8 protein-coding genes are annotated in these 26,914 nt (G+C 73.0%); 7 read left to right on the top strand and 1 reads right to left on the bottom strand.

Going from position 1 to position 26,914, the window contains the following annotated elements; all coding sequences use genetic code 11:
- Nucleotides 1–71: 71 nt before the first annotated feature.
- The 3 genes from OG767_RS21125 to OG767_RS21115 are packed head-to-tail and all read left to right on the top strand — an operon-like array spanning nt 72 to nt 21,680.
- The gene (locus OG767_RS21125; RefSeq protein WP_405090155.1) at nt 72–19,700 is read left to right on the top strand and encodes an amino acid adenylation domain-containing protein; all 19,629 of its coding nucleotides are present in this window, start codon (nt 72–74) and stop codon (nt 19,698–19,700) included.
- A complete protein-coding gene (locus OG767_RS21120) occupies nt 19,697–20,947 on the top strand; it encodes an MFS transporter (RefSeq protein ID WP_405090154.1) in 1,251 nt (416 codons plus the stop codon). The genes OG767_RS21125 and OG767_RS21120 overlap by 4 nt, the downstream gene beginning before the upstream one ends.
- Entirely contained in the window at nt 20,931–21,680 is a 750-nt protein-coding gene (locus OG767_RS21115) for a thioesterase II family protein (protein WP_405090153.1), read from the top strand. Before OG767_RS21120 ends, OG767_RS21115 begins: the two co-directional genes overlap by 17 nt.
- Nucleotides 21,681–21,812: 132 nt before the next feature.
- On the opposite strand, the gene OG767_RS21110 is transcribed toward OG767_RS21115, so the two are convergent.
- Nucleotides 21,813–22,028 (bottom strand): MbtH family NRPS accessory protein, encoded by a 216-nt coding sequence (locus OG767_RS21110; protein ID WP_281939232.1) that lies wholly within the window; start codon nt 22,026–22,028, stop codon nt 21,813–21,815.
- Nucleotides 22,029–22,233: 205 nt separating this feature from the next.
- On the opposite strand from OG767_RS21110, the gene panD reads away from it, so the two are divergent.
- The 4 genes from panD to OG767_RS21090 all read left to right on the top strand — a co-directional run bounded on the left by panD (nt 22,234) and on the right by OG767_RS21090 (nt 26,898).
- Nucleotides 22,234–22,665, top strand: a complete 432-nt coding sequence (panD, locus tag OG767_RS21105; protein WP_281939234.1) for an aspartate 1-decarboxylase — start codon at nt 22,234–22,236, stop codon at nt 22,663–22,665.
- A gap of 10 nt (nt 22,666–22,675) precedes the next feature.
- Complete coding sequence (locus tag OG767_RS21100; RefSeq protein ID WP_405090152.1) at nt 22,676–23,392, top strand: thioesterase II family protein; 717 nt, start codon at nt 22,676–22,678, stop codon at nt 23,390–23,392.
- Entirely contained in the window at nt 23,389–24,237 is an 849-nt protein-coding gene (locus OG767_RS21095; protein WP_405090151.1) for an SDR family oxidoreductase, read from the top strand. Before OG767_RS21100 ends, OG767_RS21095 begins: the two co-directional genes overlap by 4 nt.
- A 147-nt stretch (nt 24,238–24,384) precedes the next feature.
- Nucleotides 24,385–26,898, top strand: a complete 2,514-nt coding sequence (locus OG767_RS21090; RefSeq protein WP_405090150.1) for an amino acid adenylation domain-containing protein — start codon at nt 24,385–24,387, stop codon at nt 26,896–26,898.
- Nucleotides 26,899–26,914 lie beyond the last annotated feature (16 nt).

The following is a 26,914-nucleotide window of genomic DNA, read 5'->3' as shown; positions in this document are numbered from 1 at the left end:
CCGTGCTGTCCCGCACCACCACTACGTCCGCGCCACGAGCGGAACCGTCGCGAGCAAGGGAGCGGTCTCGGATGACCACCGAAAATATCGATCAGGTCCCGTCCGTGTCCGACCTGCGCAGCGAACTGCTACTGCGCCGGCTGGGCGGGGGCCGGACGGCCAGGCGATCCGTGCTGCCGCGCGCCGACCGGGACCGGCCGCTGCGCCTGTCGTCGGGTCAGCAGCAGATGTGGTTCCTCAACCGGCTCGACCCGGACAGCCGCGAGTTCCTGGTCCCGCTCGCGTTCCGGATCCGCGGCGTGGCCGATCGGGACGCGATCGAGCGGGCGCTGTCCGCGCTGATCGCCCGGCACGAGATCCTGCGTACCCGCTACGTGCTCACCGGCGACGAGCCGGAGCAGGTGATCGACGCGCCGGCCCCGATCCAGGTGGCGACCGACGTGCTCACCGGGTCGGCCGACGAGCGGGAGGCGCGCTGCGCCGAGGTGCTCGCCGCCGAGGCGGCCCGGCCGTTCGACCTCGAGCGGGACTGGCCGATCCGGGCCCGGCTGGTGGCCCTCGAAGCCGACGACCACGTCCTCGCGGTGATCTTCCACCACGTGGCGTTCGACGCCTGGTCGGCGCAGGTCTTCGTGCGTGAGTTCACCCAGCTCTACCGCGCGTTCGTCGAGAACGCCGTCCCCGACCTGCCCGACCTGCCCGTGCAGTACGCCGACTTCGCCGCCGCCCAGCACACCGCCGGCGCCGAGCGGGAGACCGCCCGGCACCTGGACTACTGGCGCGAGCAGCTCGCCGAGCTGCCGACGATCGACCTGCCCGCGGACCGGCAGCGTCCCGCCGTGCGCGAGCATGACGGCGCCGCGGTCGAGTTCGCGCTTCCCGCCGCGCTCGCCGGCCAGGTGCGGCAGCTTGCGGAGCGGCTCGGCACCACTCCGTTCGTGGTCTTCCTCGCCGCGTTCCAGTTGCTCGTCTCCCGGTACACCGGCCTGAACGACGTGCCGGTCGGCACCGTCGTGTCCGGGCGCAGCCGGCCGGAGCTGCAGGGACTGATCGGGTACGGCATCAACAACCTGGTGATGCGCACCCGTTGGCACGAGCGGCAGAGCTTCGCCGAACTCGTCGCGGCGGCCCGCGAGGTGCTGGCCGACGCCTACGACCACCAGAGCGTGTCGTTCGCGCGGCTGGTTGACGAGTTGCAGCCGGAGCGGGACATGTCGCGCAGCCCTCTCTACCAGGTCGCCCTCACCATGCACGAGCCGCGCCGCGACGCCGTGGCGCTGCCGGATGCGCGGATGTGGCCGTACCCGCTCACCGGCGGCATCGCCAAGTGCGACCTGGAGTTGCAGGTCGGCGACGCCGGCGACGGCAGTCTGGGCGGCCATCTCGTCTACGCGACCGCCCTGTTCGACGAGTCCACCGTCGAGCGCATGGCCACCCACCTGCGCAACCTGCTCGCCGCCGCGGTGGCCGACGTGGACGCGCCGCTCGCGAGCCTGGAACTGCTCGACGCCGCGGAACGAGCTGTGGTGATCGGTGCACCCCGGTCGGCGGCTCCCGTCCGGTCGTGCCTGCACGAGTTGTTCGAGGAGCGGGTGCGGCGGTCGCCGGATGCGGTGGCGGTGGTGGTGGGTGGGGTGTCGTTGTCGTATGGGGAGTTGAATGCGCGGGCCAATCGGGTGGCGCATTGGTTGCGGGGGCGGGGTGTGGGTGCGGAGTCGTTGGTGGGTGTGTGTCTGACTCGTGGTGTGCATTTGTTGCCGGTGTTGTTGGGTGTGTTGAAGGCGGGTGCTGGTTATGTGCCGTTGGATCCGGCGGTGCCGGTGGAGCGGCTGAGTTTTGTGGTGGGTGATGCGGGTGTGGGCGTGTTGGTGTGTGAGCGGGAGACGGTGGGGCTTGTCGATTGTGGTGGTGTGGTGTTGGTGGTGGATGAGCCGGGTGTGTTGGATGGTATGCCGGTGGGGGATGTGGGTTCGGTGGTGTCGCCGGATGGTGTGGTGTATGTGATTTACACGTCGGGTTCGACGGGTCGGCCGAAGGGTGTGGTGTTGTCGCACGCGAATGTGGTGCGTTTGTTGTCGTCGGCGCAGGAGCATTTTGCGTTTGATGCGTCGGATGTTTTTTCGTTGTTTCATTCGTTTGCGTTTGATGTGTCGGTTTTTGAGATGTGGGCGGCGTTGGCGCATGGGGCGTCGGTGGTGGTGGTGGGTCAGGAGGTGACGCGTTCGCCGGAGGATTTCCTGGATGTGTTGGTGGGTTCGGGGGTGACGGTGTTGTCGCAGACGCCGTCGGCGTTCCGGTCGTTGGTGTCGGCGGCGGCGGAGGGTGATGTGCGGGTGGGTGAGTTGGTGGTGCGGGTGGTGGTGTTCGCGGGGGAGCGGTTGGAGGTTGCGGAGTTGGTGCCGTGGGTGCGGGTGCATCCGTTGGCGCGGGTGGCGTTGGTGAACATGTACGGCATCACCGAGACCACCGTGCACACCACCTACCACCGGCTGGTCGACGGGGACCTGACTCCCGGCCCGCGCAACCCGATCGGCTACCCGCTCGGTGACCTCAGGGTCTATCTGCTGGACACGCTGGGCCGCCCGGTCCCGGTGGGTGTCACCGGTGAGATCTGTGTGGCGGGTCCGGGGGTGGCGCGTGGGTATCTGGGTCGGCCGGATCTGACGGCGCAGCGGTTCGTGCCGGATCCGTTCGGGTCGGGTGGGCGGTTGTATCGCTCGGGTGATCTGGCGCGGCGGCGTGCGGACGGGAGTCTGGATTTTGTGGGTCGGGCCGATGACCAGGTGAAGGTGCGTGGTTATCGGATCGAGTTGGGTGAGATCACGGTGGTGTTGTCCGGTTGTGCCGGGGTCCGGGACGCGGTGGTGTTGCTGCGTGGCAGCGGGGTGGAGGCCCGTCTGGTGGCCTATGTGGTGGCGGTGCCGGATGCGCGGTTGGATGTGGCGTCGTTGCGGCAGGCGTTGGCGGTGTCGTTGCCGGAGTACATGGTGCCGGCGGCGTTCGTGGTGCTGGATCGGTTGCCGTTGACGGCGAACGGGAAGCTCGACAAGCGGGCGTTGCCGGAGCCGGACGGTCGGGCGTTCGGCCAGGGCGGCTATGTGCCGCCGGAGAACGTGGTGCAGGAGCGGCTGTGCGTGGTGTGGGCCGAGGTGCTCGGCGTGGACCGGGTCGGCATCCGGGACAGCTTCTTCGAACTCGGCGGCGACTCCATCCGCGCCGTCTCCCTGGTCGGCGCGCTGCGGGCCGAGGGTTTCGACCTGAGCGTGCGGGACGTGTTCGACAGGCGTACCGTCGCCGAACTCGCAGGCCTGCTGGGCGAGCGGTCCACCCTGGTCGCCGACGACCACGCCCTGGTCGAGCCGTTCGCGCTGATCAGCGACGACGACCGGGCGCTGGTCCCGGACGGGGTGGTCGACGCCTACCCGCTGTCGCAGATCCAGACCGGCATGGTCATCGAGATGCTGGCCGACGACCAGCAGAACAACTACCACAACTCCAGCGCGTTCCGGATCATGGATGAGCGGCCGTTCGACTTCGCCGCCTTCGAGCGCGCCGCCGCCTGGCTGGTCGCCCGGCACGACACGCTGCGTACCTCGGTCCACCTCACCGGATACTCGGTGCCGATGCAGCTGGTCCACCGAACGGCCGAGGTGCCGATCGGCTGGACCGACCACGGCACGCTCGACGCGGCCGGGACCGAGCACGTGCTGCAGGAATTCGCGACCAGCGAGCGTGCCCGGCCGTTCGACCTGACCCGGCCCACCCTGATGCGCTTCTTCGTGCACGTCACCGAGCCCGACTCGTGGTGGATCTCGATCACCGAATGCCACCCGGTCATGGAGGGCTGGAGCTACCACACCATGCTGATGGAGCTGGTGCGGGCGTACCAGCGGATCGCCGCGGGTCAGGAGCCTGACGCCGAGCCGATGCCGGCGGTGCGCTTCGCCGACGCCATCGCCGGCGAGCTCACCGCGCTCAACTCACCGGAGACCCGGGCGTACTGGCGTGACGTGGTGGGCCGGTACGAGAAGTTCACCCTTCCGCGCGACTGGGGCGACCGGAGCGTGGCCGAGCGGACCGCGTACCACACCCGGATCCCGTGGACCGACCTGGAGCCGGGGCTGCGGCGGCTCGCGGCCCAGGCCGGCGCGTCCATGAAGGCCGTCATGGTGTCCGCGTTCGGCAAGGTGCTCAGCCGGCTCAGCGAGGAGCCCGCGGTGCACGCCGGGTTGGTCTACGACACCCGCCCCGAGGTGCTCGGCGCCGACCGGGTCTTCGGCATGTACCTCAACACGCTGCCGTTCCCGTTCGACCCGATCCGGGGCACCTGGCGCGACCTGGTGACCCGGACCTTCCGCCGCGAGGTCGAGTCCTGGTCGCACCGGCGCTACCCGCTGCCCGCGGTCCAGCGCGACAACCCCGGCCGGCAGGGGCTGATCGAGGTCTTCTTCAACTACCAGGACTTCCGCCAGATCGACACCGAGCTGGTCGACGCCACCCAGGGGCTGGACGACAGCCCCACCGAGTTCCCGTTGACCGTCTCCTCGCGGGCCGGGCACATCTTCCTGACCTCGGACGTCCGCTCGCTCACCCCGGCGAACACCGACCGGATCGCCGGCCTGTTCCGGACCGTGCTGACCGCGATGGCCGCCGACCCGGACGGCGACGCCACCATCGCGCTCGCCACCCCTGACGAACTGCGTGACCAGCAGGATCGGGCGGTCGGCGCGCCGCTGCCCGGCGACTACCAGCCGGTGCTGGAGCTCTTCGAGCAGCAGGCCGCCCGTACGCCGGACGCCGCCGCCGTGGTGACCGGCGGCCACACGCTCACGTACGCGGAGCTGGACGACCGCGCCGAGCGGTACGCGGCCGCGATCACCGCCCGCGGCGCCGGCCCGGAGTCGGTCGTCGCCGTGCTGCTCGACCGCGGCCCGGAACTCGCCGCCGCCCTGCTCGGCGCCTGGAAGGCGGGCGCGGCCTACCTGCCGCTCGATGCCGGCTTCCCGGCCGAACGGGTCGCCGGGATGGTGGCGGACGCCCACGCCGCCGTCGTGATCACCGAGCGGGACCTCCTGCCCGGCATCGCCGACGTCCCCGCGGACCGGCGGCTGTTGGCCGAGGACCTGCCCGCCGACCGTCCCGCGGTCACCGGACGGCCCAGGCCGGATGCCGACCAGTTGGCGTACGTCATCTACACCTCCGGCTCGACCGGCCGCCCCAAGGGCGTCGCCGTGTCGCACCGAGGGCTCGCCAACCACGTCTCGTGGGCGGCGCGGACCCTGGCCTCCCGGGGAACCGGCGGCGCGCCGCTCTTCTCCTCGGTCGCGTTCGACCTCGTCGTGCCGAATCTGTGGGGACCGCTGGTCACCGGGCAGCCGGTGACGATGGTGCCGAACGAGGTGGACCTCGGCGAACTCGGCGCCCACCTCGACCGGTACGGCCCGTACAGCTTCATCAAGCTGACCCCGGGCCACCTGGAGGTGCTCACCACCCAGCTCGCCGCGGACCAGGCGGCACGCCTGGCTCCGGTGCTTGTCGTCGCCGGCGAGGCGCTGACCCGGCATGTGGTGCGCGCCTGGCAGGCGAAGGCGCCCGCGGTCGAACTGATCAACGAGTACGGTCCGACCGAGGCGTCCGTCGGCACCTGCGTCCACCCGGTCGACGGGCCGGTCCCCGACGTCGTCCCGATCGGATTGCCCCTGCCGGGCATGGTCATGCGGGTTCTCGACCGGGACCTGCGTCCGTTGCCGACCGGCGTCACGGGTGAGCTGTACGTCGGAGGCGCCGGCGTCGCCCGAGGCTACCTGGGCCGCCCGGACCTGACCGCCGACCGCTTCCTGCCCGACCCGTACGGTCCGCCGGGCGCGCGCCTCTACCGCACCGGCGACCTCGTGCGGCTGCTGCCGGACGGCGCCGTCGACTTCCGCGGGCGCCGCGACGGCCAGCTCAAGATTCGTGGCTACCGGGTCGAGCTGGGGGAGATCGAGGCGACGCTCGGCGGCCTCGACGAGATCACCGACTGCCGGGTCGTGGCCCGCGAATCCGGGCCGGACGGCGAGCGGCAGCTCGTCGCCTACCTGGTGGCGAACGGCGAGATGAACCGCGCGTCGATCCGCGAGCGGCTCACCCGCGCGCTCCCGGACTACCTGGTGCCGTCGGCGTTCGTGCAGCTGGAACGGCTGCCGCTGAACGCCAACGGCAAGCTGGACCGGCACGCCCTGCCGGCCCCGGAGGAGACCGCGCCCGGGTCGAGCGGTTTCGAGACCGCCACCCCGTTGCAGGAACGTCTGGTCGCGGTCTGGTCCGAGGTGCTCGGCCGGGAGGCCGGCGTCCGCGACGACTTCTTCGACCTCGGCGGCGACTCCATCCGGGCGGTGGCCCTGATCGGCGCGCTGCGGGCCGAGGGCTGGGACGTGTCGGTCCGTGAGATCCTTCAGCACCGCACGGTCGAGGCGGTCTCGCGGCTGCTCACCGGCCGGGACGCGCTGGACGCGGGCGACCGCGCGGCGGTGGCGCCGTTCGAGCTGGTGCCGGCCGTCGACCGGGAGCGGCTGCCGGACGGGCTGGCCGACGCGTACCCGCTGTCGATGAACCAGTCGGGCATGCTGATCGAGCTGCTTGCCGGGAACGACGACAGGCGCAGCTACCACAACGTCAACGTGTACGAGGTGCGCGACGACCAGGGCTTCGACCCGGACGCGTTCGAGCGGGCGGTGCGCGAGGTGATCCGGCGGCACGACGTGCTGCGGACCTCGGTCCGGCTGACCGGCTACTCGGAGCCGATGCAGCTCGTGCACCGGGTGGCCGCCGCGCCGTGCTCGTGGCGCGACCTGCGGCACCTCGACGCCAGGGAACAGTTCGACGACATGTCGGCGTTCGTGGCCGCGGAGCGGGCGGACCTGTTCGACCTGTCCTCCGACGAGCCCCTGCTCCGGGTGCACGCCCACGTCACCTCGGACTCCGAGTGGCTGTGTGGCTTCACCCAGAACCACGCGCTGCTGGACGGCTGGAGCAACCAGCTGTTCCTGATGGACGTGCTGGAGTGCTACCGGCGGCTGCGCGACGGGACCGCGCCGGAGCGGTGGGACGCGCCGGCGGTGCGGTTCGCCGACACGGTGGCGGCCGAGCGCCGGGCGCTGGAGTCCGAGCGGACCCGCGCGTACTGGCGAGACATGGTCCGCGACCACGTGAAGCTGACCATGCCGGCCGGGTGGAGCGGCGACCGGGACGCGCCCGCCGAGGTCGTCCGCGCCGGGATGTCCTACGCCGACCTGGAGGAGGGCCTGCGGCGCCTGGCCGCGTCCGCGCGGACGTCGGTGAAGAGCGTGCTGGTCGCGGCGCACGCGAAGGTGATGAGCCAGCTGACCACCGCGCCCGGCTTCCACACCGGACTGGTCACGCACACCCGGCTGGCCGAGCCGGGCGGCGACCGGGTCTACGGCAACTTCCTCAACACCCTGCCATTTCCCGTACGCCCGGACGCGCGCACCTGGCGCGACCTGGTACGCCAGGTCTCGGACACCGAGATCGAGATCTGGGACCACCGGCACTTCCCGATGCCCGCCATCGAGCGCCCGGCCGGCACCGGCCGCCTGGTCGACGTGTTCTTCTGCTACCTCGACTTCCACCGGATGGACACCGAGGCGGCCGACGACAGCCAGGCGTTCAGCGACGCGCCGAACGAGTTCGCGGTCGGCATCGTCACCCTCGGCGGACGCCTGAGCCTGCGCAGCAACAGCCACGTGCTCAGCCACGAGCGCGCGCGGCAGATCGTCGGCATGTTCCGCGACGTCCTCGCCGCCATGGCCGCTGATCCGGACGGCGACGCCCGCGCGACGTTCCGGCCCGAGCCGAAGCCGCGGACGGCGCTGCGCAAGGTCCGGCGCCCGGGCCGCGGACGCCGGCGCCAGACCCCGCACGAGGTGTTCGCCGACCGGGCGGCGCGGACCCCCTCCGCCGTCGCCGTGATCGACGGCGACACCGAGCTGACCTACCGCGAGCTGGACGAGCGGGCGAACCGCCTGGCCCACCGGCTGCGCACGGCCGGCGCGGGCCCGGAGACGGTGACCGGCATCTGCCTGCCGCCCGGCGCCGACGCGATCTGCGCGGTGCTCGGCGTGCTCAAGACCGGCGGCGCCTATCTGCCGCTCGCGCCGGGCGGCGACCTCGCACCCACCCGGGAACTCGGGCTCACCGCCATCGTCACCGGCGACTCGTCGCTGCACCCGGTCACGGTCGCGCCGGACGGTCCCGGCGACGCCGCCGCCCCCGAGGTGACTGTCGATCCGGAGACGGCGATGCTGGTCGGCCCGGCCGAGCCGTACGCCGTGGTCAGTCACGCCGACGTGCTCAGCGAGGTGACCGCCGCGCACCAGGCGGCCGAGTTCGACGAGTTCGACGCCTGGAGCCTCGACGCCGGCTGGGCGGACGACCCGCTGCCCATCTGGGGTGCGCTGCTGTACGGCGGCCGGCTGGTCGTGCTGCCGCCGGACGAGACTCCGGCGCGACTGCTGGACCGGCTGCGCCGGCACGAGGTCTCGGTGCTGTCGAGCCGGGCGGACGACCTGCGTGACCTGGCCGCGCCGATCGCCCGGGACGAGGATCTCGCCGTACGCCTGGTGCTGCTCACCGGCGACGCGGGCCACCCGGACGACCTGCGCCCGCTGGTGGCGGCGGACGGCGACGGCCCGGCGGTGGTCAGCCGCTACCGGCGGGCCTGCTGGCGGCAGCTCGAGCCGGCCGACCTCGACGATGCGCGGTTCCCGATCGGCGACCCGCTGCCCGGCCGCGAGCTGCGGGTGCTGGACGCGCAGGGCCGCCCGGTGCCCGACGGTGTGCCGGGCGACCTCCACCTGGGCGGCATCGTGCCGCGCGGCTTCATCGGGCGTCCCGCGCTCACGGCGGACCGCTTCCGCCCGGACGCCTTCGGGCCGGCCGGGTCCCGCCTGTTCGCCACCGGGGACCGGGCGGCTGTCCGCGCCGACGGCGCGCTGGTGCCGCAGCCGTCGTCGGCCGACGACGGCGAGGAGGGCGAATCGGAGTACGAGCCACCGCGGTCCCCGCTGCAGAGCCGCATCGCGGCCATCTGGCAGGAGGTGCTGGGCCGCACCCCGATCGGCGTCAACGACATGTTCTTCGACGTGGGCGGCGACTCGATGCGGGCGCTGGCCGCGGTCGGTGTGCTGCGCGAGGAGGGGCTGGACGTCTCGGTCCGCGACCTGTTCCGCCACCCGACCGTCGCCGAGCTCGCCGATCGGCTGGCCGGCCGCGACCGGCGCCCCGGCGACGACGAGCCGGTCGCGCCGTTCGCCCTGATCGGCGACGACGACCGGGCGAAGCTGCCGCCGACGGCGGTGGACGCGTACCCGCTCTCGCAGGTGCAGGCCGGAATGGTCGTCGAGATGCTGGAGGATCCCACGGCGTACCGCAGTTTCGTGGCGTACGAGGTGATCGGCTCCGAGTTCGACGAGGCGGCACTGCGGGCCGCGCTGGTCGAGGTGACCGGACGGCACGACGCGCTGCGCACCTCGCTGCACCTGACCGGGTTCTCGGTGCCGACGCAGGTCGTGCACGGCCCGGCCGACGTGCCGGTGACCGTGCACGACCTGCGCGACGTGCCGGCCGACCGGCGCGACGAGGAGTTCCGGAAGCGGCTCGCCGCCGACCAGAACGCGCCGTACGACGTGGCACGCCCGCCCCTGCTGCGGGTGGTCGTCGCCCGCCTCGAGGACACCCGCTGGTGGCTGGGCCTCGGCCTGCCGCACGCGCTGAGCGAAGGCTGGGGCCTGGCGATGGTCCAGGCCGAGCTGCACGCGGCGTACCGGGCGCTGGCCGCCGGGGACACACCGCCACCGTACGAGGCGCCGCCGGTGCGCTACGCCGATTTCATCGCCGCCGAGCTGCGGTCCCTGGCCGGGGACGAGGACGCCGCGTACTGGAGATCGGTGGTGGATGATCGAGAGGGGATCGGCGTTCCCGCGGCCTGGGCCGGGCCGGACGATGTGCCTTACCAGCACCTGGTGCCGCTCGACGACCTGGAGCCACGGCTGCGGGAACTGGCCGCCGGGCTGCGCGTCCCGGTCAAGAGCGTCCTGCTGGCGGCGCACGTGGCGGTGCTGGGCCGGCTCACCGAGACCCGGCGCGGCCATGTCGGCCTGGTGACCGACGCGCGCCCCGAACTCGCGGGCGCGAGCCGGGTCTACGGCATGCACCTCAACACGGTGCCGTTCGCCGTGGACCGGACCGCCGCCCGCTGGCGGGATCTGATTCGCGGCGTCTTCGCCCAGGAGACCGCGTTGTGGCCGCACCGGCGGTATCCGATGCCCGCGATCCAGCGGGACTCCTCGGCCGGGCGGCAGGTGCTGACCGCGTTCAACTACGTGGACCTGGCCGGGGTCGGCCCGCGCCGGCAGGACGCCGACGGCGACATCGGCGCGACGCTCAGCCAGTCGCACACCGAGTTCGACCTGACCGTGCACTGTCGGCCCGACCGGATCAACCTGACGACCCGTACCGGGGTGATGAGCCGGGAGAACGGCGCCCTGCTGGCGAAGATGTACCGCACCGTGCTGGAACGGATGGCGCAGGACGCCGACGGCGACGCGCGGGCGTCGGTGCTGTCGCACGCCGGCCCCGGACCGGACGCGGCCGAACGGGAGCCGTTCACCTTCGACCCGGTGCGCGGACTGGCGACGTGGGCGGCCGAGACCCCGGACGCGCCCGCGCTCGCCGGCGACGTCGGGACCGTCAGCTGGGGACAGCTCGGCGCGGACGTCGACCGGTTGGCCGGCCGGCTGCGCGCCGCCGGTGTCGGACCCGGTGTCGTGGCGGCGGTCTGCCTGCCGGCCGTCGTGGAGCGGGTCACCGCGGTCCTCGCCGTCCTGCGGGCGGGTGGCGTCTGCCTTCCCCTCGATCCCGAGACCCCGGTCAAGCGGCTCGCGTTCCAGCTCGCCGACGCCCGGGCCCGGGTCGTCGTCGCGGACCGCGAGTCCGCGCTCGACACCGACCTGCCGGTACTTGTCACTGGCGACGGGACCGCGGCGGCGCCCGAAGGCGAACCGGCACCGGAACCCGAGCCGTCGGACCCGGCCTTCCTGCTCTACACGTCGGGCTCGACGGGACAGCCGAAGGGCGTGTCGATCACCCGCCGCGGCGCCGGCAACCACCTGCTCGCCAAGGTGGCCGACCTTGGCATGACGGCGGCCGACACGCTCGCGCAGAACGCGCCGCCCACGTTCGTGGTGTCGATCTGGCAGATGCTCGCCGGTACGGCCACCGGCTGCTGCGTCCGGGTCGTCCCGGAGGCTGTCGCGCGCGACCCGCGCTCCCTCTTCGCCCTGGTCGCTGACGGCGGGGTCACCGTGCTGGAGGTCGTGCCGACGCTGTTGCGCGCGGCGCTCGACGGCGGCGTCACCCTGCCGCCCGGCGCCGCGCTGCGGCGGCTGGTGGTGACCGGCGAGGCCTTCCCGGCTGAGCTGGCCGCCCGGTGGCTGGCGCGGTTCCCGCAGGTCAGCCTGCTGAACTCGTACGGGCAGACCGAGTGCGCGGACGACGTCGCCCACCACGCGCTGACCACTGCCGACGGGCTCATCCGGGTGCCGATCGGCCGGCCGGTCCGCGGCACCAGACTGTACGTCCTCGACGAGTGGGGCGCGCCGGTGGTCGACGGTGTGCCCGGCGAACTCCACGTCGGCGGCCTCGGCGTGGGCGACGGCTACCTGAACCAGCCGGCGCTGACCGCCGAGCGGTTCGTCCCCGACCCGTGGGGCCCGGCCGGCGGCCGGCTCTACCGCACCGGCGACCTCGCCCGCCGGCTGCCCGACGGCACGCTTGACTACCTCGGCCGCTCCGACCAGCAGGTGAAGGTCCGTGGGCACCGGATCGAACCGGGCGAGATCGAGGCAGCCCTGACCCGGCACCCCCTGGTGCGGCAGGCGGTCGTCGTGCACCGCGACGACCGGTTGATCGGCTACGTGGCGGCGGCGGACGAGCGGCCGACCCCGGCCGCGCTGCGCGCCGCGCTGGAGGCCGAGCTGGCCGCCTACCTGATTCCGGCCGCCTTCGTGGTGCTGGACGCGATTCCGCTGTCCCCGAACGGCAAGGTCGACCGCGCGGCGCTGCCCGAACCCGGCGCCGAGGCGCTGGCGGTGACCGAGTTCGTCGCGCCCGCCGACGGCCTCCAGGCCGAGGTGTCCGGGCTGTGGGCGCGGGCGCTCGGCGTGGAGCGGGTCGGCCTGCGCGACGGATTCTTCGCGCTCGGCGGCGACTCGCTGCGGGCGGTCGCGCTCGTCGGCGACCTGCGAGCGGCCGGATACGAGACGACCGTGCGCGACGTGCTGGACGCCCGGACCGTCGAGCGGCTCTGCGAGCGGCTGCGCCCGGTCGGGACGGGCGCGGGCCGGCGGTACGTCGAGGCGTACGCCCAGATCGGACGTGCGGACCGTGATCTGCTTCCGCCGGACGTGGTGGACGCCTACCCGTTGGGCCGTACCCAGCTGGGCATGGTCATCGAGGCGATGTCCGGTGACGGCCGCGGCGCGTATCACATGGTCAACATGTTCCGGGTGACCGACGGGCACCCGCTGGACGAGGACGCGCTGCGCCGGGCCGTCGCGGTGGTGGCCGACCGGCACGAGACGCTGCGCACCTCGATCCGGTTGACCGGCTTCTCCGCGCCGATGCAGCTCGTGCATCGGCAGGTGGACGTTCCGGTCGAGGTGCACGACCTGCGGGACGTGGACCCGGCCGAGCACCCCGCGATTCGCGAGCGCCTGGTGGCGCGCCAGCGCGCCGAAGCGTTCGATGTCGCGGTCGCGCCGCTGCTTCGGGTGCTCGCGCACCAGGAGAGCGACGAGGCGTGGTGGCTCACCCTGACCCAGACGCACGCGCTGACCGAGGGCTGGAGCACCCACCAGGTGCTGATGGAGCTGCTGGACTGCTATGACCGGCTGCGCCGAGGCGCCGAGCCGGAGCCCTACGACCGGCCCGGAGTCCGGTTCGCCGACGCGATCGCCGCCGAGCGTGCCGCGCTGGCCTCGGACGAGGACCGCGCCTACTGGGAGCGGATCACCGGTGACAACGCCGGGGTGACGTTGCCGCGGGGCTGGGCGGGCGACTCGGACCGGCGAGTGTTCCGGCAGATTCCCTACGACGATCTGCTCGACGGGCTGAACGCGCTGGCCGCCGAGACCGGCACGGCGCTCAAGACCGTGTTGTTGTCGGCGTACCTGAAGGTGCTGGGTCAGCTGACCGACGAGCCGGCCTACCACGCGGGCATGGTCGTCGACACCCGGCCGGAGGAGCCGGGCGCCGACCGGGTGCCCGGCATGTACGTCAACACGCTGCCGATCGCCGCCGACCGGACCGCGGCGACCTGGCACGACTTCGTCACCCGGGTCTTCGCCCAGGAGCTCGACGTGTGGCAGCACCGGCGTTACCCGATGCCCGCGATCCGCCGCGACGCGGGCGGCGACCCGCTGATCCAGATCTTCTTCAACCACCTCGACTTCCGCGGCGTGGACACCGGCCGGGTGGCGGCCGGCACCCGGACGACGAACTCGCCCAACGAGTTCGCCCTCTCGCTGATCAGCCAGCACGGCCGGTTCCACCTCGGTAGCAGCGAGCGGCACCTGGATCCGGCGAGCGCGGACCGGCTGGCCGGCATGCTGCGCGCGGTGCTGGAGTCGATGGCCGCCGGTGGCGACGGCGACGCCCGGGCCACCTACCTGCCCGCGGGCGAGCGGGAGCTGCTGCTCCGGCAGGCGTCACCGTCCCACGGGACGCCCGTCGACCGCTGCCTGCACGAGTTGTTCGAGGAGCGGGTGCGGCGGTCGCCGGATGCGGTGGCGGTGGTGGTGGGTGGGGTGTCGTTGTCGTATGGGGAGTTGAATGCGCGGGCTAATCGGGTGGCGCATTGGTTGCGTGGGCGGGGTGTGGGTGCGGAGTCGTTGGTGGGTGTGTGTCTGACTCGTGGTGTGCATTTGTTGCCGGTGTTGTTGGGTGTGTTGAAGGCGGGTGCTGGTTATGTGCCGTTGGATCCGGCGGTGCCGGTGGAGCGGCTGAGTTTTGTGGTGGGGGATGCGGGTGTGGGCGTGTTGGTGTGTGAGCGGGAGACGGTGGGGCTTGTTGATTGTGGTGGTGTGGTGTTGGTGGTGGATGAGCCGGGTGTGTTGGATGGTATGCCGGTGGTGGATGTGGGTTCGGTGGTGTCGCCGGATGGTGTGGTGTATGTGATCTACACGTCGGGTTCGACGGGTCGGCCGAAGGGTGTGGTGTTGTCGCACGCGAATGTGGTGCGTTTGTTGTCGTCGGCGCAGGAGCATTTTGCGTTTGATGCGTCGGATGTTTTTTCGTTGTTTCATTCGTTTGCGTTTGATGTGTCGGTTTTTGAGATGTGGGCGGCGTTGGCGCATGGGGCGTCGGTGGTGGTGGTGGGTCAGGAGGTGACGCGTTCGCCGGAGGATTTCCTGGATGTGTTGGTGGGTTCGGGGGTGACGGTGTTGTCGCAGACGCCGTCGGCGTTCCGGTCGTTGGTGTCGGCGGCGGCGGAGGGTGATGTGCGGGTGGGTGCGTTGGTGGTGCGGGTGGTGGTGTTCGCGGGGGAGCGGTTGGAGGTTGCGGAGTTGGTGCCGTGGGTGCGGGTGCATCCGTTGGCGCGGGTGGCGTTGGTGAACATGTACGGCATCACCGAGACCACCGTGCACACCACCTACCACCGGCTGACCGGTGACGACCTGGACGCCGGCGCCGGCAACCCGATCGGGCGGCCGCTGAGCGATCTGCGTGTCCACCTGCTCGACGCGTACGGAGAACTCGTTCCGGTGGGTGTCACCGGTGAGATCTGTGTGGCGGGTCCGGGGGTGGCGCGTGGGTATCTGGGTCGGCCGGATCTGACGGCGCAGCGGTTCGTGCCGGATCCGTTCGGGTCGGGTGGGCGGTTGTATCGCTCGGGGGATCTGGCGCGGCGGCGTGCGGACGGGAGTCTGGATTTTGTGGGTCGGGCCGATGACCAGGTGAAGGTGCGTGGTTATCGGATCGAGTTGGGTGAGATCACGGTGGTGTTGTCTGGTTGTGTCGGGGTCCGGGACGCGGTGGTGTTGCTGCGTGGCAGCGGGGTGGAGGCCCGTCTGGTGGCCTATGTGGTGGCGGTGCCGGGTGTGCGGTTGGATGTGGCGTCGTTGCGGCGGGCGTTGGCGGTGTCGTTGCCGGAGTACATGGTGCCGGCGGCGTTCGTGGTGCTGGATCGGTTGCCGTTGACGGCGAACGGGAAGCTCGACAAGCGGGCGTTGCCGGAGCCGGACGGTCGGGCGTTTGGCCAGACCGGCTATGTGCCGCCGGAGAACGTGGTGCAGGAGCGGCTGTGTGTGGTGTGGGCCGAGGTGCTCGGCGTGGACCGGGTCGGCATCCGGGACAGCTTCTTCGAACTCGGCGGCGACTCCATCCGCGCCGTGGCCGTCGCCGGCCGCCTCCGCGAGGACGGCCTCGCCGTCACCGCCCGGGACGTGCTCTCCGGCCGCACGGTGACCGCCCTCGCCGAGCGGCTGACCGCGGGCGGCCACGCCACCGAAACCGGCGTCGAGCCGTTCGCGCTGATCGGCGACGAGGACCGGACCAGGCTTCCGGCGGATGCGGCCGACGCCTACCCGCTGTCGCAGAACCAGCTCGGCATGCTGGTGGAGATGACGGCGTCGGCCGGGCCGCTCAACTACCATCGGGTCGCCACCGCGCGCATCCCGGCGACGGAGCCGTTCTCGGCCGACGCGCTGCAACGCACCGTGGACGGCCTGGTCGCCCGGCACGACGTGCTGCGTACCTCGGTCGACCTGACCGGTTACACGGTTCCACTGCAGGTGGTGCACGCCGCCGCGGCGCTGCCGGTGCGGGTTGCCGACCTGCGTGGCGAATCGGCGGACGCATGTGAACGGGCACTGCGTGACGCGCTCGACGAGGAGAGCCGCACACCGTTGCCGCACGAGGCCGCGCCCCTGCTGCGGATCCGGGTGCACCTGCTGCCCGGCGGCGAGTGGACGCTCTTCATCACCCAGTCCCATCTGATCGTGGACGGGTGGACGTTCAGCCGGCTCCGTGCCGACCTGCTCGACACGTACCGGGCGATCCGCGCCGGGCAGGAGCCGCCGGAGCGGCCACGGCCGGCGGTGCGCTTCGCCGACACCATCGCCGCCGAGGTGCGCGCGCTGGCCGCGCCGGACGACCGCGAGTACTGGCGTCACCTGGTCACCGGGCGGGGGCCACTGGTGTTGCCGGCCGGACTGGGCGGCAGCGGAACCGGGTCCCACCGGTTCGACCTCGAGTTCGGTGACCTCGCCGGCCCGCTGCGGGATCTCGCTTCCCGGGCCGACGTGCCGATCAAGAGCGTGCTGCTGGCGGCGCACCTCGCCGTGCTGCGGCAGCTCAGCCCCGAGCGTCGGTTCCACACCGGCCTGGTGGTGCACTGCCGCCCGGAGGCCGCGGGCGCCGAGCTGGTGTACGGCTCGCACCTCAACACGGTGCCGTTCCCGGTCGACCCGGCCGCCGCCGACTGGGCGGACGAGGTGCGCCGCGCCTTCGACCGCGAGCTGGAGATGTGGCCGCACCGGAACTTCCCGATGCCGGCGATGCAGGTGGAACTCACCGACGGCGGGCGGCTGCTGCACACCTTCTTCAGCTACGAGGAATTCGGCACCCCCGCGGGCCGGCGCCCACCGACCACGGACGGCGGCGGCTTCAGCCGGAACGAGTTCCCGTACGCCGTGACCGCGAGCGACGAGCGCCTGGTCCTCCAGGCCGACGACGCGGTGCTCGACCGCGAGCACGGCGAGCGGGTGATCGCGATGTACCGGGCGGTGCTCGAGGCGATGGCCGCCGGCACCCGCGCCGACCGGGTGCACCTGCCCGCGGGTGAACGGGACTGGCTGCTCGCCCAGGGCATCGCGCCGGCCGGCCCCGCCGGGACCACCGCGCTCCACCAGATCGAGGAGCACGCGGCCCGGACGCCGCACGCCCCGGCCGTCGTCACCGACGACGGGCGCCTCAGCTTCGCCGAGCTGGACGCCCGCGCCGACCGGATCGGGCAGCACCTGCGCAGCCGTGGCGTCACGGCGGAGTCGCGCGTGGCGGTGCTGCTGCGCCGCGGCCCCGACCTGGTCGCCACCATGCTCGGCGTGTGGAAGGCCGGCGGCGCGTACGTGCCACTCGACCCGGCGAACCCGCCGCAGCGGCTGCGGGACCTGCTGCGTACCGCCGACCCCGAGGTGATCGTCTCGGAGGCGGCGCTCGCGGGGATCATCGCGGCGGACCCGGATCTCGCCAGCCGCGGCGTCCTGCTGGACGACGATGCCGCCACCGTCGACAGCGCCCCCGCCGGGCGGCCGCCGCGGATGGACGACCCGGATCTGACCGCGTACGTCATCTTCACCTCCGGCTCGACGGGTGTGCCGAAGGGCGTGCAGATCAGCCACGGTGCGCTCGCCAACTACCTGCGCTGGGCGCGGCCGCAGTACCTCGGCGGCGGCCGGCGGGCGGGCAGCGCGCTGTTCTGCTCGATCTCCTTCGACGTGTCGGTGACCTCGCTGTTCATCGCGCTCTCCGACGGCCTGCCGGTGCACCTCGCGCCGCAGGACCTCGACCTGGGGCGGCTGGGTGAGTGGCTGCTGCGGCACGGGCCGTTCGACCTCGTCGACCTGACGCCCAGCCTGTTCGACCTGCTGGCCGGCCAGCTGACCGACGAGCAGTTCGAGGTCGTCACCGACCGGCTGTCGCTGGGCGGCGAGGCGTTCCGCGGCGCGGCGGCGGCGCGGCTGTACGGCGCGTTCGGCGACGGCCGGGTCATCAACTCGTACGGGCCGACCGAGGCGACCGTGGCGAGCACCGAGCACGTCCTGACCGGCTGGCGGGGCGGCGACACGGTCCCGATCGGCCGGCCGATGGCGGGGACCAGCGCGTACGTGCTCGACGAGCGGCTGGACCTGCTGCCGGTCGGCGTGCCGGGCGAACTGTTCCTGGGCGGCGAGTCGATCGCCCGCGGCTACCTCGACCGTCCCGGACTGACCGCGGCCCGCTTCGTCCCCGACCCGTTCGGCGCCCCCGGCGCCCGGCTGTACCGCACCGGCGATCTCGCCACGGTGCTGCCGGACGGCACGCTCGAGCATCTCGGCCGCCTCGACGAGCAGGTCAAGGTGCGCGGCAACCGGGTCGAGCCGGGCGAGATCGAGTCGGTGCTCAGCGACCACCCGGAGGTGAACGAGGCGCGCGTGCTGCTGCGCGGCGACCGGCTCACCGCGTACCTGGTGCCGGTCGGCGAGCCGGTGAGCGGGCTGCACCTGCGGGAGTGGCTGGCTCGGCGGCTGCCGGAGTACATGGTGCCGTCCGCGTACGTCTCGGTTCCCGCCATCCCGCTCACCCACAACGGGAAGCTGGACCGGGCCGCGTTGCCCGACCCGGACGGCGCCGCGCTCGCGCACCGGCCGTACGTGCCACCGCGGTCGGCGGCCGAGCGGCGCATGGCCGAGCTGTGGTCACAGGTCCTCGGCGTCGACCCGGTCGGCCGCGACGACCGCTTCTTCGAGCTGGGCGGCAATTCGCTCGTCGTCTTCCGGCTGATCTCGGCGGCGGCTGCCGACGGACTGGCGCTCTCGCTGGTCCAGGTCTACGCCGACGACAGCCTGCGCGCCGTCGCCGCGACCGCGGAGCCGGTGCGGGCGGAGGTCGCGCCGGTCTCCGCCGCCTGGCACGACCCGCTCACCACTCCGGAGGTTCCCGGCGTGAGCGTGGCGGTGCTGCGCGACGGCGAACTGGTGGACCTGCACGCCGAGGGCCTGCTGACGGCCGGACGGCCGGAGCCGGTGACCGCGGACACCCTGTTCCAGGCCGGCTCGTTGAGCAAGCACGTCACCGCGTTCGGGGTGCTGCGCCTGGCCGACCGCGGCGTGCTCGACCTCGACCGGCCGGTGCGCGATTACCTTCGCGGCGACTTCCTGCCGCCGGGCTCCCCGATCACGCTGCGGCACCTGCTCGCGCACCGGTCCGGCATCGCGCCGGCCCCGGCGCCGGGCTACCCGCGGGAGGGCGGGCTGCCCGCCGTGACCGACCTGCTCCGCGGGCCGGACTTCCGGGTCCACGGCTCGCCCGGCGACGCCTTCGAGAAGGCGAACGCGCACTACTGGGTGGTCGAGCAGGTGCTCACCGACGTCACCGGCACGCCGCTCGCCGACCTGATGCGGGAGCTGGTGCTCGACCCCGTGGGGATGGCGGCCAGCGACTTCGGCCAGGAGTTCCCCGAACGGTACGCGGGTTCGGTCGCCACCGGGCACACCGTGGCCGGCCGGCCGCTCGACGGCGGCTGGCTGCGCTGGCCGGACATGGCCGCGGGTGGTCTGTGGACCACGGCGGCCGACCTGGCCCGGCTGGCGCTGGAGATACGCCGCGCGCACCTGGGTCGCCCGCAGGCGCTGCTGTCCCGGCCGGCGGCCGGCGACCTGCTGACCGTGCAGCATCCGGACAGCGCGTACGGCCTGGGCACGGTCGTCGACGAGAGCGCGACCGAACTCGGGTACGGCCACGGTGGCTCGGCCGACGGCTACCACGCGATCTCGCTGTGCCGGCTGAGGCGGGGTTCCGGGGTGGTCGTGCTGACCAACTCCGACGCCGGTGCCGCCGTGGCGAAGCGGCTCGTCGCCGGCGTGGACGGCGGGCAGTCGCGATGACCGCACTGACCGACACGCCCGTCGTGCCGCTGCGCCGCAACCGGGACTTCCTGGCCCTCTGGATCGGCGCCGGGCTGACCAGCCTGGGCGGCACCGTCGCCACCGTCGGCTTCCCGATGCTGCTGGTGTTCGCGGGCCGTTCGACCGTGGCGGCCGGCTGGACCGGGTTCGCCGGGCTGCTGCCCATGCTGCTGGTGCAGCTGCCGGCCGGGGTCATGGTCGACAGGTGGGACCGCCGCCGCACGATGATCTGGTGCAACGTGACCGCACTGGCCGCGGTCGGCGCCGTCGGCGTCGCGGTCGCCCTCGGCGCGCTCTGGCTGCCGCTGCTCATGGCGGCGGCCTTCGTCGAGGGCACCGCGGCGATCGTCTACCGGCTCGCCGAGCGGGCCGCGGTCAGCAACGTGGTGCCCGCGCCGCAGCTCAGCTCCGCGATGTCGCAGAACGAGGCGCGTACCCGCGCCGCCGGGCTGGTCGGGCAGCCGCTGAGCTCGTCGCTGTTCGTGCTGCTGCGCGCGGCGCCGTTCCTGTTCGCGGCGCTCAGCCACCTGCTCGCGCTGGGCAGTCTGCTGTTCGTCCGGGGCAGCTTCCAGCAGGAGCGCGCGAGCACCGCACGCAACCTGCGCCGGGACCTGACCGAGGGCATCTCCTGGGTGCTGCACCAGAGGTTTCTGCGCAGCGCGCTGGGCTTGGTGGCGGTGACGAACATCCTGTTCCAGATACTGTCGCTGGCGCTGCTGGTGATGGTGCGCGACGCCGGCAGCTCGCCTGCCGTGATCGGCGTGATCGGCGCCGTCTCCGGCATCTGTGGCGTGATCGGCGCGTTGGCCGGGTCCGCCGTCAACCGCCGGCTGGACCTGGTCACCGTGCTGGTCTCGGTGCTGATCGCGTGGGCCGTGCTGATGTTCCTGATCTCGCTCGGCCCGCCGATCCCGCTGCTGGCGCTGCTCTTCGCGTCGACCACCATGCTGGGTGCGCTGCTCAACGTCGTGGCCGGCACCTACCAGCTGAGCATCACGCCGGATGCCCTACAGGGCCGGGTCGGCAGCGTGGCCGGGCTGCTCGGCTCCGGCGCCAACTCGCTCGGCGCGCTCGGGGCCGGCTTCCTGCTGGCCGCCGTGCCGACCGCGGCCGCGGTGGCGGGGATCAGCGGGGTGATGCTCGCCCTCGCGGTGGCCGCCGTACTCAGCCCCGCCGTGCGCAGCGCGCGCGCATCTCGAGGAGGCCCGGATGACGACCGTGGATGACCGCACGTCCGCGACGCGCGAATGGCTGCGGATTTTCGACCCGCGGCCGGCCGCGACGCGACGGCTGATCTGCTTCCCGCACGCGGGCGGCACGGCCGCCGCGTTCCGGCCGCTGGCCCTGGCCGCCCCGCCGGACGTCGAGGTGGCGGCCGTGCAGTACCCCGGGCGGCAGGACCGGCTGGGTGCCGAGATGCCCGTCGGGATCGCCGCGCTCGCCGATCAGATCGTCGAGGCGATCGGGCCGGGCATCCGCCGCGACACCGCCCTGTTCGGTCACAGCATGGGCGCCATGGTCGCCTTCGAGGTGGCCCGCCGGCTACGCCCGCGGTTTCCGGCGCCGCTGGCGCGGCTCATCGTGTCGGCCTGCAAGGCGCCCTCCGACGTGGTGGCCCGCAAGCCGCTGCTGGACGACGCGGGCATCCGCGAGTTCGTCCGCGACCTGGGCGGCACCGGCGCGGTGGTGCTGGAGAACGAGGACGTCTGGCACCTGCTGCTGCCGACCCTGCGGGCCGACCTGCGGTCCATCCGCAGCTACGAGTACCGGCCGGGTCCGCCGCTCGGCTGCCCGATCGTCGCCGTCGCCGGTTCGCGGGACGAGTCCGCCACGGTCGAGGACATGCGGCGCTGGCGTGCGCACACGGTTTCCGGCTTCGTGGCGCGCAGCATGCCGGGTGGGCACTTCTACCTCAACGACCTGCCGCAGGAGCTGATGGAGTTGCTCACCCAGGCATGATCCCGGGGAGTGCACGCGCGAATGGCGGTGTGCCCGTGGGCACACCGCCATCCGGCGGCGCCGCTCAGCTCGCCGTCTCCGCCATCCGGCGGCGCCGCTCAGCTCGCCGTCTCCGCCATCCGGCGGCGCCGCTCAGCTCGCCGTCTCCGCCATCCGGCGGCGCAGGCTCAGCGGGCGCATGTCGGTCCACACCTCGCCGATGTGCTTCAGGCACTCGTCACGGGTGCCCTCGACGCCGTCGCCGCGCCAGCCGGCGGGGACGTCCCGGTCGGCCGGCCAGATCGAGTACTGCTCCTCATCGTTGAGCACGACCTTGTACCGCTGGTTGTCTTCGCGTTCGTCGGCCACGACGCCTCCTTCACCGGACGGGTGTCATTGCTAGCGATCCTGCGGCCCCGCCGATATTCCGCCTATACACCAGCTACGGACGGCCGGGCGGCGGCGCGGCGGCCACGGACGGTGGCTGCCGTGATAGGCGGCATATAGGCGCAATATCGGAGATCGACCGACGGTGGCGTGCACATGGCGACTGACGACTGTCGAGGGACGAATCATGTTTACGACGCTGCTGAAGTCGAAGATCCACCGCGCTACGGTGACCCAGGCCGACCTGCACTACGTCGGGTCACTGACCGTCGATCGCGACCTCATGGACGCGGCCGGCCTGGCCGTCGACGAGAAGGTGGACATCGTCGACGTCGACAACGGGAACCGGCTCTCGACGTACGTCATCGAGGGGGCGCGCGGGACCGGAATGATCGGTATCAACGGCGCCGCGGCGCGGCTGATCAGCCCCGGCGACCTGGTGATCATCATCGCGTACGGGATGTACACCGAGGCCGAGGTGCGGACGGCACGGCCACGCGTGGTCTTCGTCGACGAGCGCAACCGGATCCGCCTCCTCGGTGACGACCCGGCCGAGGTTCCCGAAGATTCCGGGCTGTTCCGCGGCGACGTGGTCGACCCCGTCCACCAGCCGAGCTGAGGAGACCACCGTGCCGTCGGTCACGCTGATCTGCCTGCCCTTCGCCGGGTCGGGCGCGTCATTCTTCAAGAAGTGGCAGTCCTCCGCGCCCGCCGACTGGCGGGTGCTGGCGGTCCAGTTGCCCGGCCGCGAGGAGCGGCTGGACGACGAGCCGCACACCACCGTCGCCGCCGCGGTCGACGAGGCGCACGCCTGGCTGCGTCCCCGGCTGGACGACGCCGGGCGAATCGTGATCTTCGGGCACAGCCTGGGCGCCGTCCTCGGGTACGAGCTGGCGCGGCGGATGTCCGCCGACGGCCCGATCGCCGGGCTTGTCGTCAGTGGATCGCCCGGCCCGGGGACCGTACGCGAGGATCCGGCCGCCGGCCTGGACGACGACGCGTTCCTGGCCGCCGTCCGCCGCCTGGCCGGCTACCGCCATCCGGCGATGGACGACCCGGAGATGCGCGAGATGATCCTGCCGATGCTGCGCGCGGACGTCGCGATGCACGAGGGCTACCGCCCGCCGCCGGGACCGCCGCTGCGGACGCCCGTGACGGCCGTGCGCGGCGACGGCGACGACCTGGTCACGCCGGCCGAGTGCGGCCAGTGGGCGGACACCACGACCGCCGCCTTCACCAGCGCCGAGCTGCCCGGCGGTCACATGTACCTGACCGAGCCCGGCGGCGAGCGCGCGCTGTTGCGGCTGATCGACGGCAGCCTGTTCGCCCGGCCGGGGATGTCATGACCGCCGTGCCGACGACCGCCAACGACCTGACCGGCCGAACCGCGATGGTGACCGGGGCCGGGCGTGGCCTGGGCCGGGCCATCGCGGTGGCGCTGGCCGGTGCCGGCGCCGACCTGGTCCTGCTCGACGTCGCGCGGGACCTGCCCGGGGTGCCGTACCCGATGGCCTCGCCCAGCCAGTTGGAGCACACGGCCGCGCTCTGCCGCGACGCCGGCGCCGCGGTGCTGGCCCGGCAGGCCGACGTGCGGGACCTGCGCGCGATCGAGGAGTCCGTCGACGCCGCCACGCAGCGGTTCGGCACGATCGACGTGCTGGTCAACAACGCGGGCATCGCCGCGCCGTCCGGCCGGGCGGTCCACGACATCGACGAAGAGCAGTGGGAGCTGATGCTCGACGTCGACCTCAGCGGCGCCTGGCGCACGATCCACGCCGTCGGTGGCCTGATGATGCGCAGGCGCTCCGGCAGCATCGTGAACGTCTCCTCCACCGCCGGCCTGGTCGGCTATCGCCACTTCGCCGGGTACGTCGCGGCCAAGCACGGCCTGATCGGACTGACTCGGGCCGCCGCGCTCGACTACGCGCCGTACCGGATGCGGGTGAACGCGGTGTGCCCCGGCTCGGTCCGCGACGACCCGCGGGTCGAGGGCCGGATGCTTGCCGAGATCGCGCGGTCGCTCGAGGTGCCGGTCGCCGAGCACGAGGAGACGTTCGTCCGTGACCAGCCGATGAACACCCTGATCGAGCCGGACGACGTGGCCGGTGCGGTGCTCTGGCTCGCCGGTGACGGCGCCCGCCAGGTCACCGGAAGCGTGCTGACCGTCGACGGCGGTTTCACTGCCCGCTGAGTGCGAGGGAGATTGACCGTGTTGTCCGGAAACCACGGCTGGTGCGTCGCCGCCCCAGGCGACCCGGCCGATCTCGAACGGCGTTTTCAGGAGGCGGCCGCGGTCTGGTGGCCGGGCCCGCGACGCCCGCGCCTGTGGGTCGACCACGTGCCCGCGCCCGTGGGATCGGACCTCGCCGACCGGCGGCGGCGGGCCGAGCTGGCGCACCCGGCCGATCCGCTGCGGGCCGTGGTGCTGACCTACCCGGGCGGTGCGGCCGAGCTGATCCTCGTGGCCGACCGTGGCGCGGTGGACGCGGCCTCGCTCGCGCTCGTCGCCGACGTCGTACTCGGCCACCGCGGCGAGCCCGGGTCGCGCGCTGCCGCGCCCGTGCCGCTGCCCGAGCCCGGGGCGTCGCCGTTCGACTGGGCGGTGCCCGACCCCGCGGCGCACGGGCGTACCGGGGTGGTACGCGTGCCGCTCGGCCCCGGACCGACCGACGGCCTGCTCGCCGACGCGGTCGCCGCCGTCCTCGCCCGCTACGACGACGAGCGGTCTCCCGCCGTCGCGACGCTGGGCCCGGCGCCACAGGCCCCCGGACCGTTCGTCACGGGCGGCGACCAGGGCCCGTACGCCGGAGTCCTGCTCGGCGAGTTCGACGCCCGTTACCGTCCCGGCCCGGCGGCGCCGTTCCCGCTCACCTTCCTCGTCCGGCGCGGCGGCGACGAGCGCTTCCTGGAGCTGCGTCATCAGGAGCGCGCGGTGGACGGCGCGTCGGCCCGCCGGTTCGCCACCCACGTCGCCCACGTGCATGCCCAACTGGGCGGCCCGGCCGCGAAGCCCGGCGACGTCGAGCTGCTCGACGAGCACGAGTGCGCGCGGGTGGCGGCCCTCGGTGAGACGCCCGAGCCGCCCGGATCGCGCGCCCATCTCGACGAGCTCTTCACGGCCCAGGTCGCGCTGCACCCGGAGGCGCCCGCGCTGACCTGCGACGGGCACACGCTGACGTACCGCGAGGTGGACCAGCGGGCCGGCCGGTTCGCCGCGGCGCTGCGGTCGGCGGGCGTACGGCCCGGCGACCGGGTGGGCATCTGCCTCGAGCGTTCGTCGCACCTGGTCGTCACCATGCTCGCGGCGGTCCGCGCGGGCGCTGTCTACGTCCCGCTGGACCCCGCCTACCCACGGGCCCGGCTGGAGTACACCGTGCGGGACGCGGGCCTGGTCCTGATCGTCGCGGACGGGAGCGTGCTCGACGGACCGGGCCTCCCGCCGGTCCTGACCACCGCCGAGCTGGCGGCGGGGGAGGCGGACGGGCTGGTCCCGCACCGGGACCACGGCGCGCCCGCGTACGTCATCTACACCTCGGGTTCCACCGGGCGCCCGAAGGGCGTGGTGGTCCCGCACGAGAACGTCACGGCGCTGGTCGCGGCCACCCGGGGGAACTTCGGGCTGGGGACGGCCGACGTGTGGACGTTCTTCCACTCCGGCGCGTTCGACTTCTCCGTCTGGGAGATCTGGGCGGCGCTGCTGACCGGCGGCCGGCTGGTCGTCGTGCCGTACTGGACGTCGCGTTCGGTGGAGGACTTCCACGCTCTGCTCGCCCAGGAACGGGTGACCGTCCTGAACCAGACGCCGTCGGCCTTCGCGCAGCTGGTCGCGGAGGACGCGCGGTCCGATCGGCGGCTCGCGGTTCGCCTGGTGATCTTCGGCGGTGAGCCGCTGGACGCGCGGCTGCTGCTGCGGTGGCACGACCGCTACCCCGAGCCGGCGTGCCGTGCCGTGAACATGTTCGGCATCACCGAGACGACGGTGCACGTCACCGAGCACACGGTGACCCGCGGCGACGCGCTGGCCGGGTCGCGCTCGGTCGGGCGCGCGCTGCCCGGCTGGTCGCTGCGGGTCGTCGACGAGCAGGGCCGCCTGCAGCCGATCGGAGCGCCGGGCGAGATCTGCGTCGGCGGTCGGGGAGTGGCGGCCGGCTATCTGGGCAAGCCCGCCCTGACGGCGCAGCGCTTCGTCCCCGATCCGTGGACCGGCGGTCGGATGTACCGCAGCGGCGACCGTGGCCGGCTGCGCGCCGACGGCAGCCTGGAGCATCTCGGGCGGATCGACAGCCAGGTCAAGATCCGGGGTTTCCGGATCGAGCTGGACGAGATCCGTACCGTGCTGCTCGCCGACCCGGCCGTCACCGCGGCCGCCGTCGTGGTCGGTGGCGGCCGCAACGGTGACGCCGCCGAGCAGCGCCTGGACGCCTACGTCGTGCTGCGCGGGGAAGGCGTGACGGAGATCCGGGAGCGGGCGGCCCGGATGCTTCCGGAGTACATGGTGCCCGCGACGGTGACGGCGGTGGAGTCCCTGCCGCTGACCGTCAACGGCAAGCTGGACCGCAACCGGCTGCCGGCACCCGCCGTCGGCCGTCCGCCCGCACTGGCGTCCACGCCCGCGGTTGCTGCCGACGGGGGTCTGGCGGGGGCGATGGCCGCCGTCTGGCAGGACGTGCTCGGCGTGCCGGTGGACGGCTCGGACAACTTCTTCGAGCTGGGCGGCAACTCGCTGTACGCGGTCCGTATCGCGTCCCTCATGCGCGAGCGGGGGCTGCCACGCCTACCGCTGAGGGAGCTGTACCGCCATCCGCGGCTCGCTGAGCTGGCGGATCACCTGGTGTCCGCCGAATCCCCCTGATGGTCGGCAGATCGAC

The sequence above is a fragment of the Micromonospora sp. NBC_01392 genome, assembly GCF_045040125.1.
Taxonomy (GTDB): Bacteria; Actinomycetota; Actinomycetes; order Mycobacteriales; family Micromonosporaceae; genus Micromonospora.
Note: the sequence above shows the minus strand (reverse complement) of the source record. Positions and strands in the feature narration are given on the sequence as shown.

Bases quoted from the DNA above. Each gene is read 5' to 3' on its own strand.
- OG767_RS21120 (WP_405090154.1), top strand. From the start codon at position 19,697: ATGACCGCACTGACCGACACGCCCGTCGTGCCGCTGCGCCGCAACCGG.
- OG767_RS21125 (WP_405090155.1), top strand. From the start codon at position 72: ATGACCACCGAAAATATCGATCAGGTCCCGTCCGTGTCCGACCTGCGC.
- OG767_RS21115 (WP_405090153.1), top strand. From the start codon at position 20,931: ATGACGACCGTGGATGACCGCACGTCCGCGACGCGCGAATGGCTGCGG.
- panD (WP_281939234.1), top strand. From the start codon at position 22,234: ATGTTTACGACGCTGCTGAAGTCGAAGATCCACCGCGCTACGGTGACC.
- OG767_RS21095 (WP_405090151.1), top strand. From the start codon at position 23,389: ATGACCGCCGTGCCGACGACCGCCAACGACCTGACCGGCCGAACCGCG.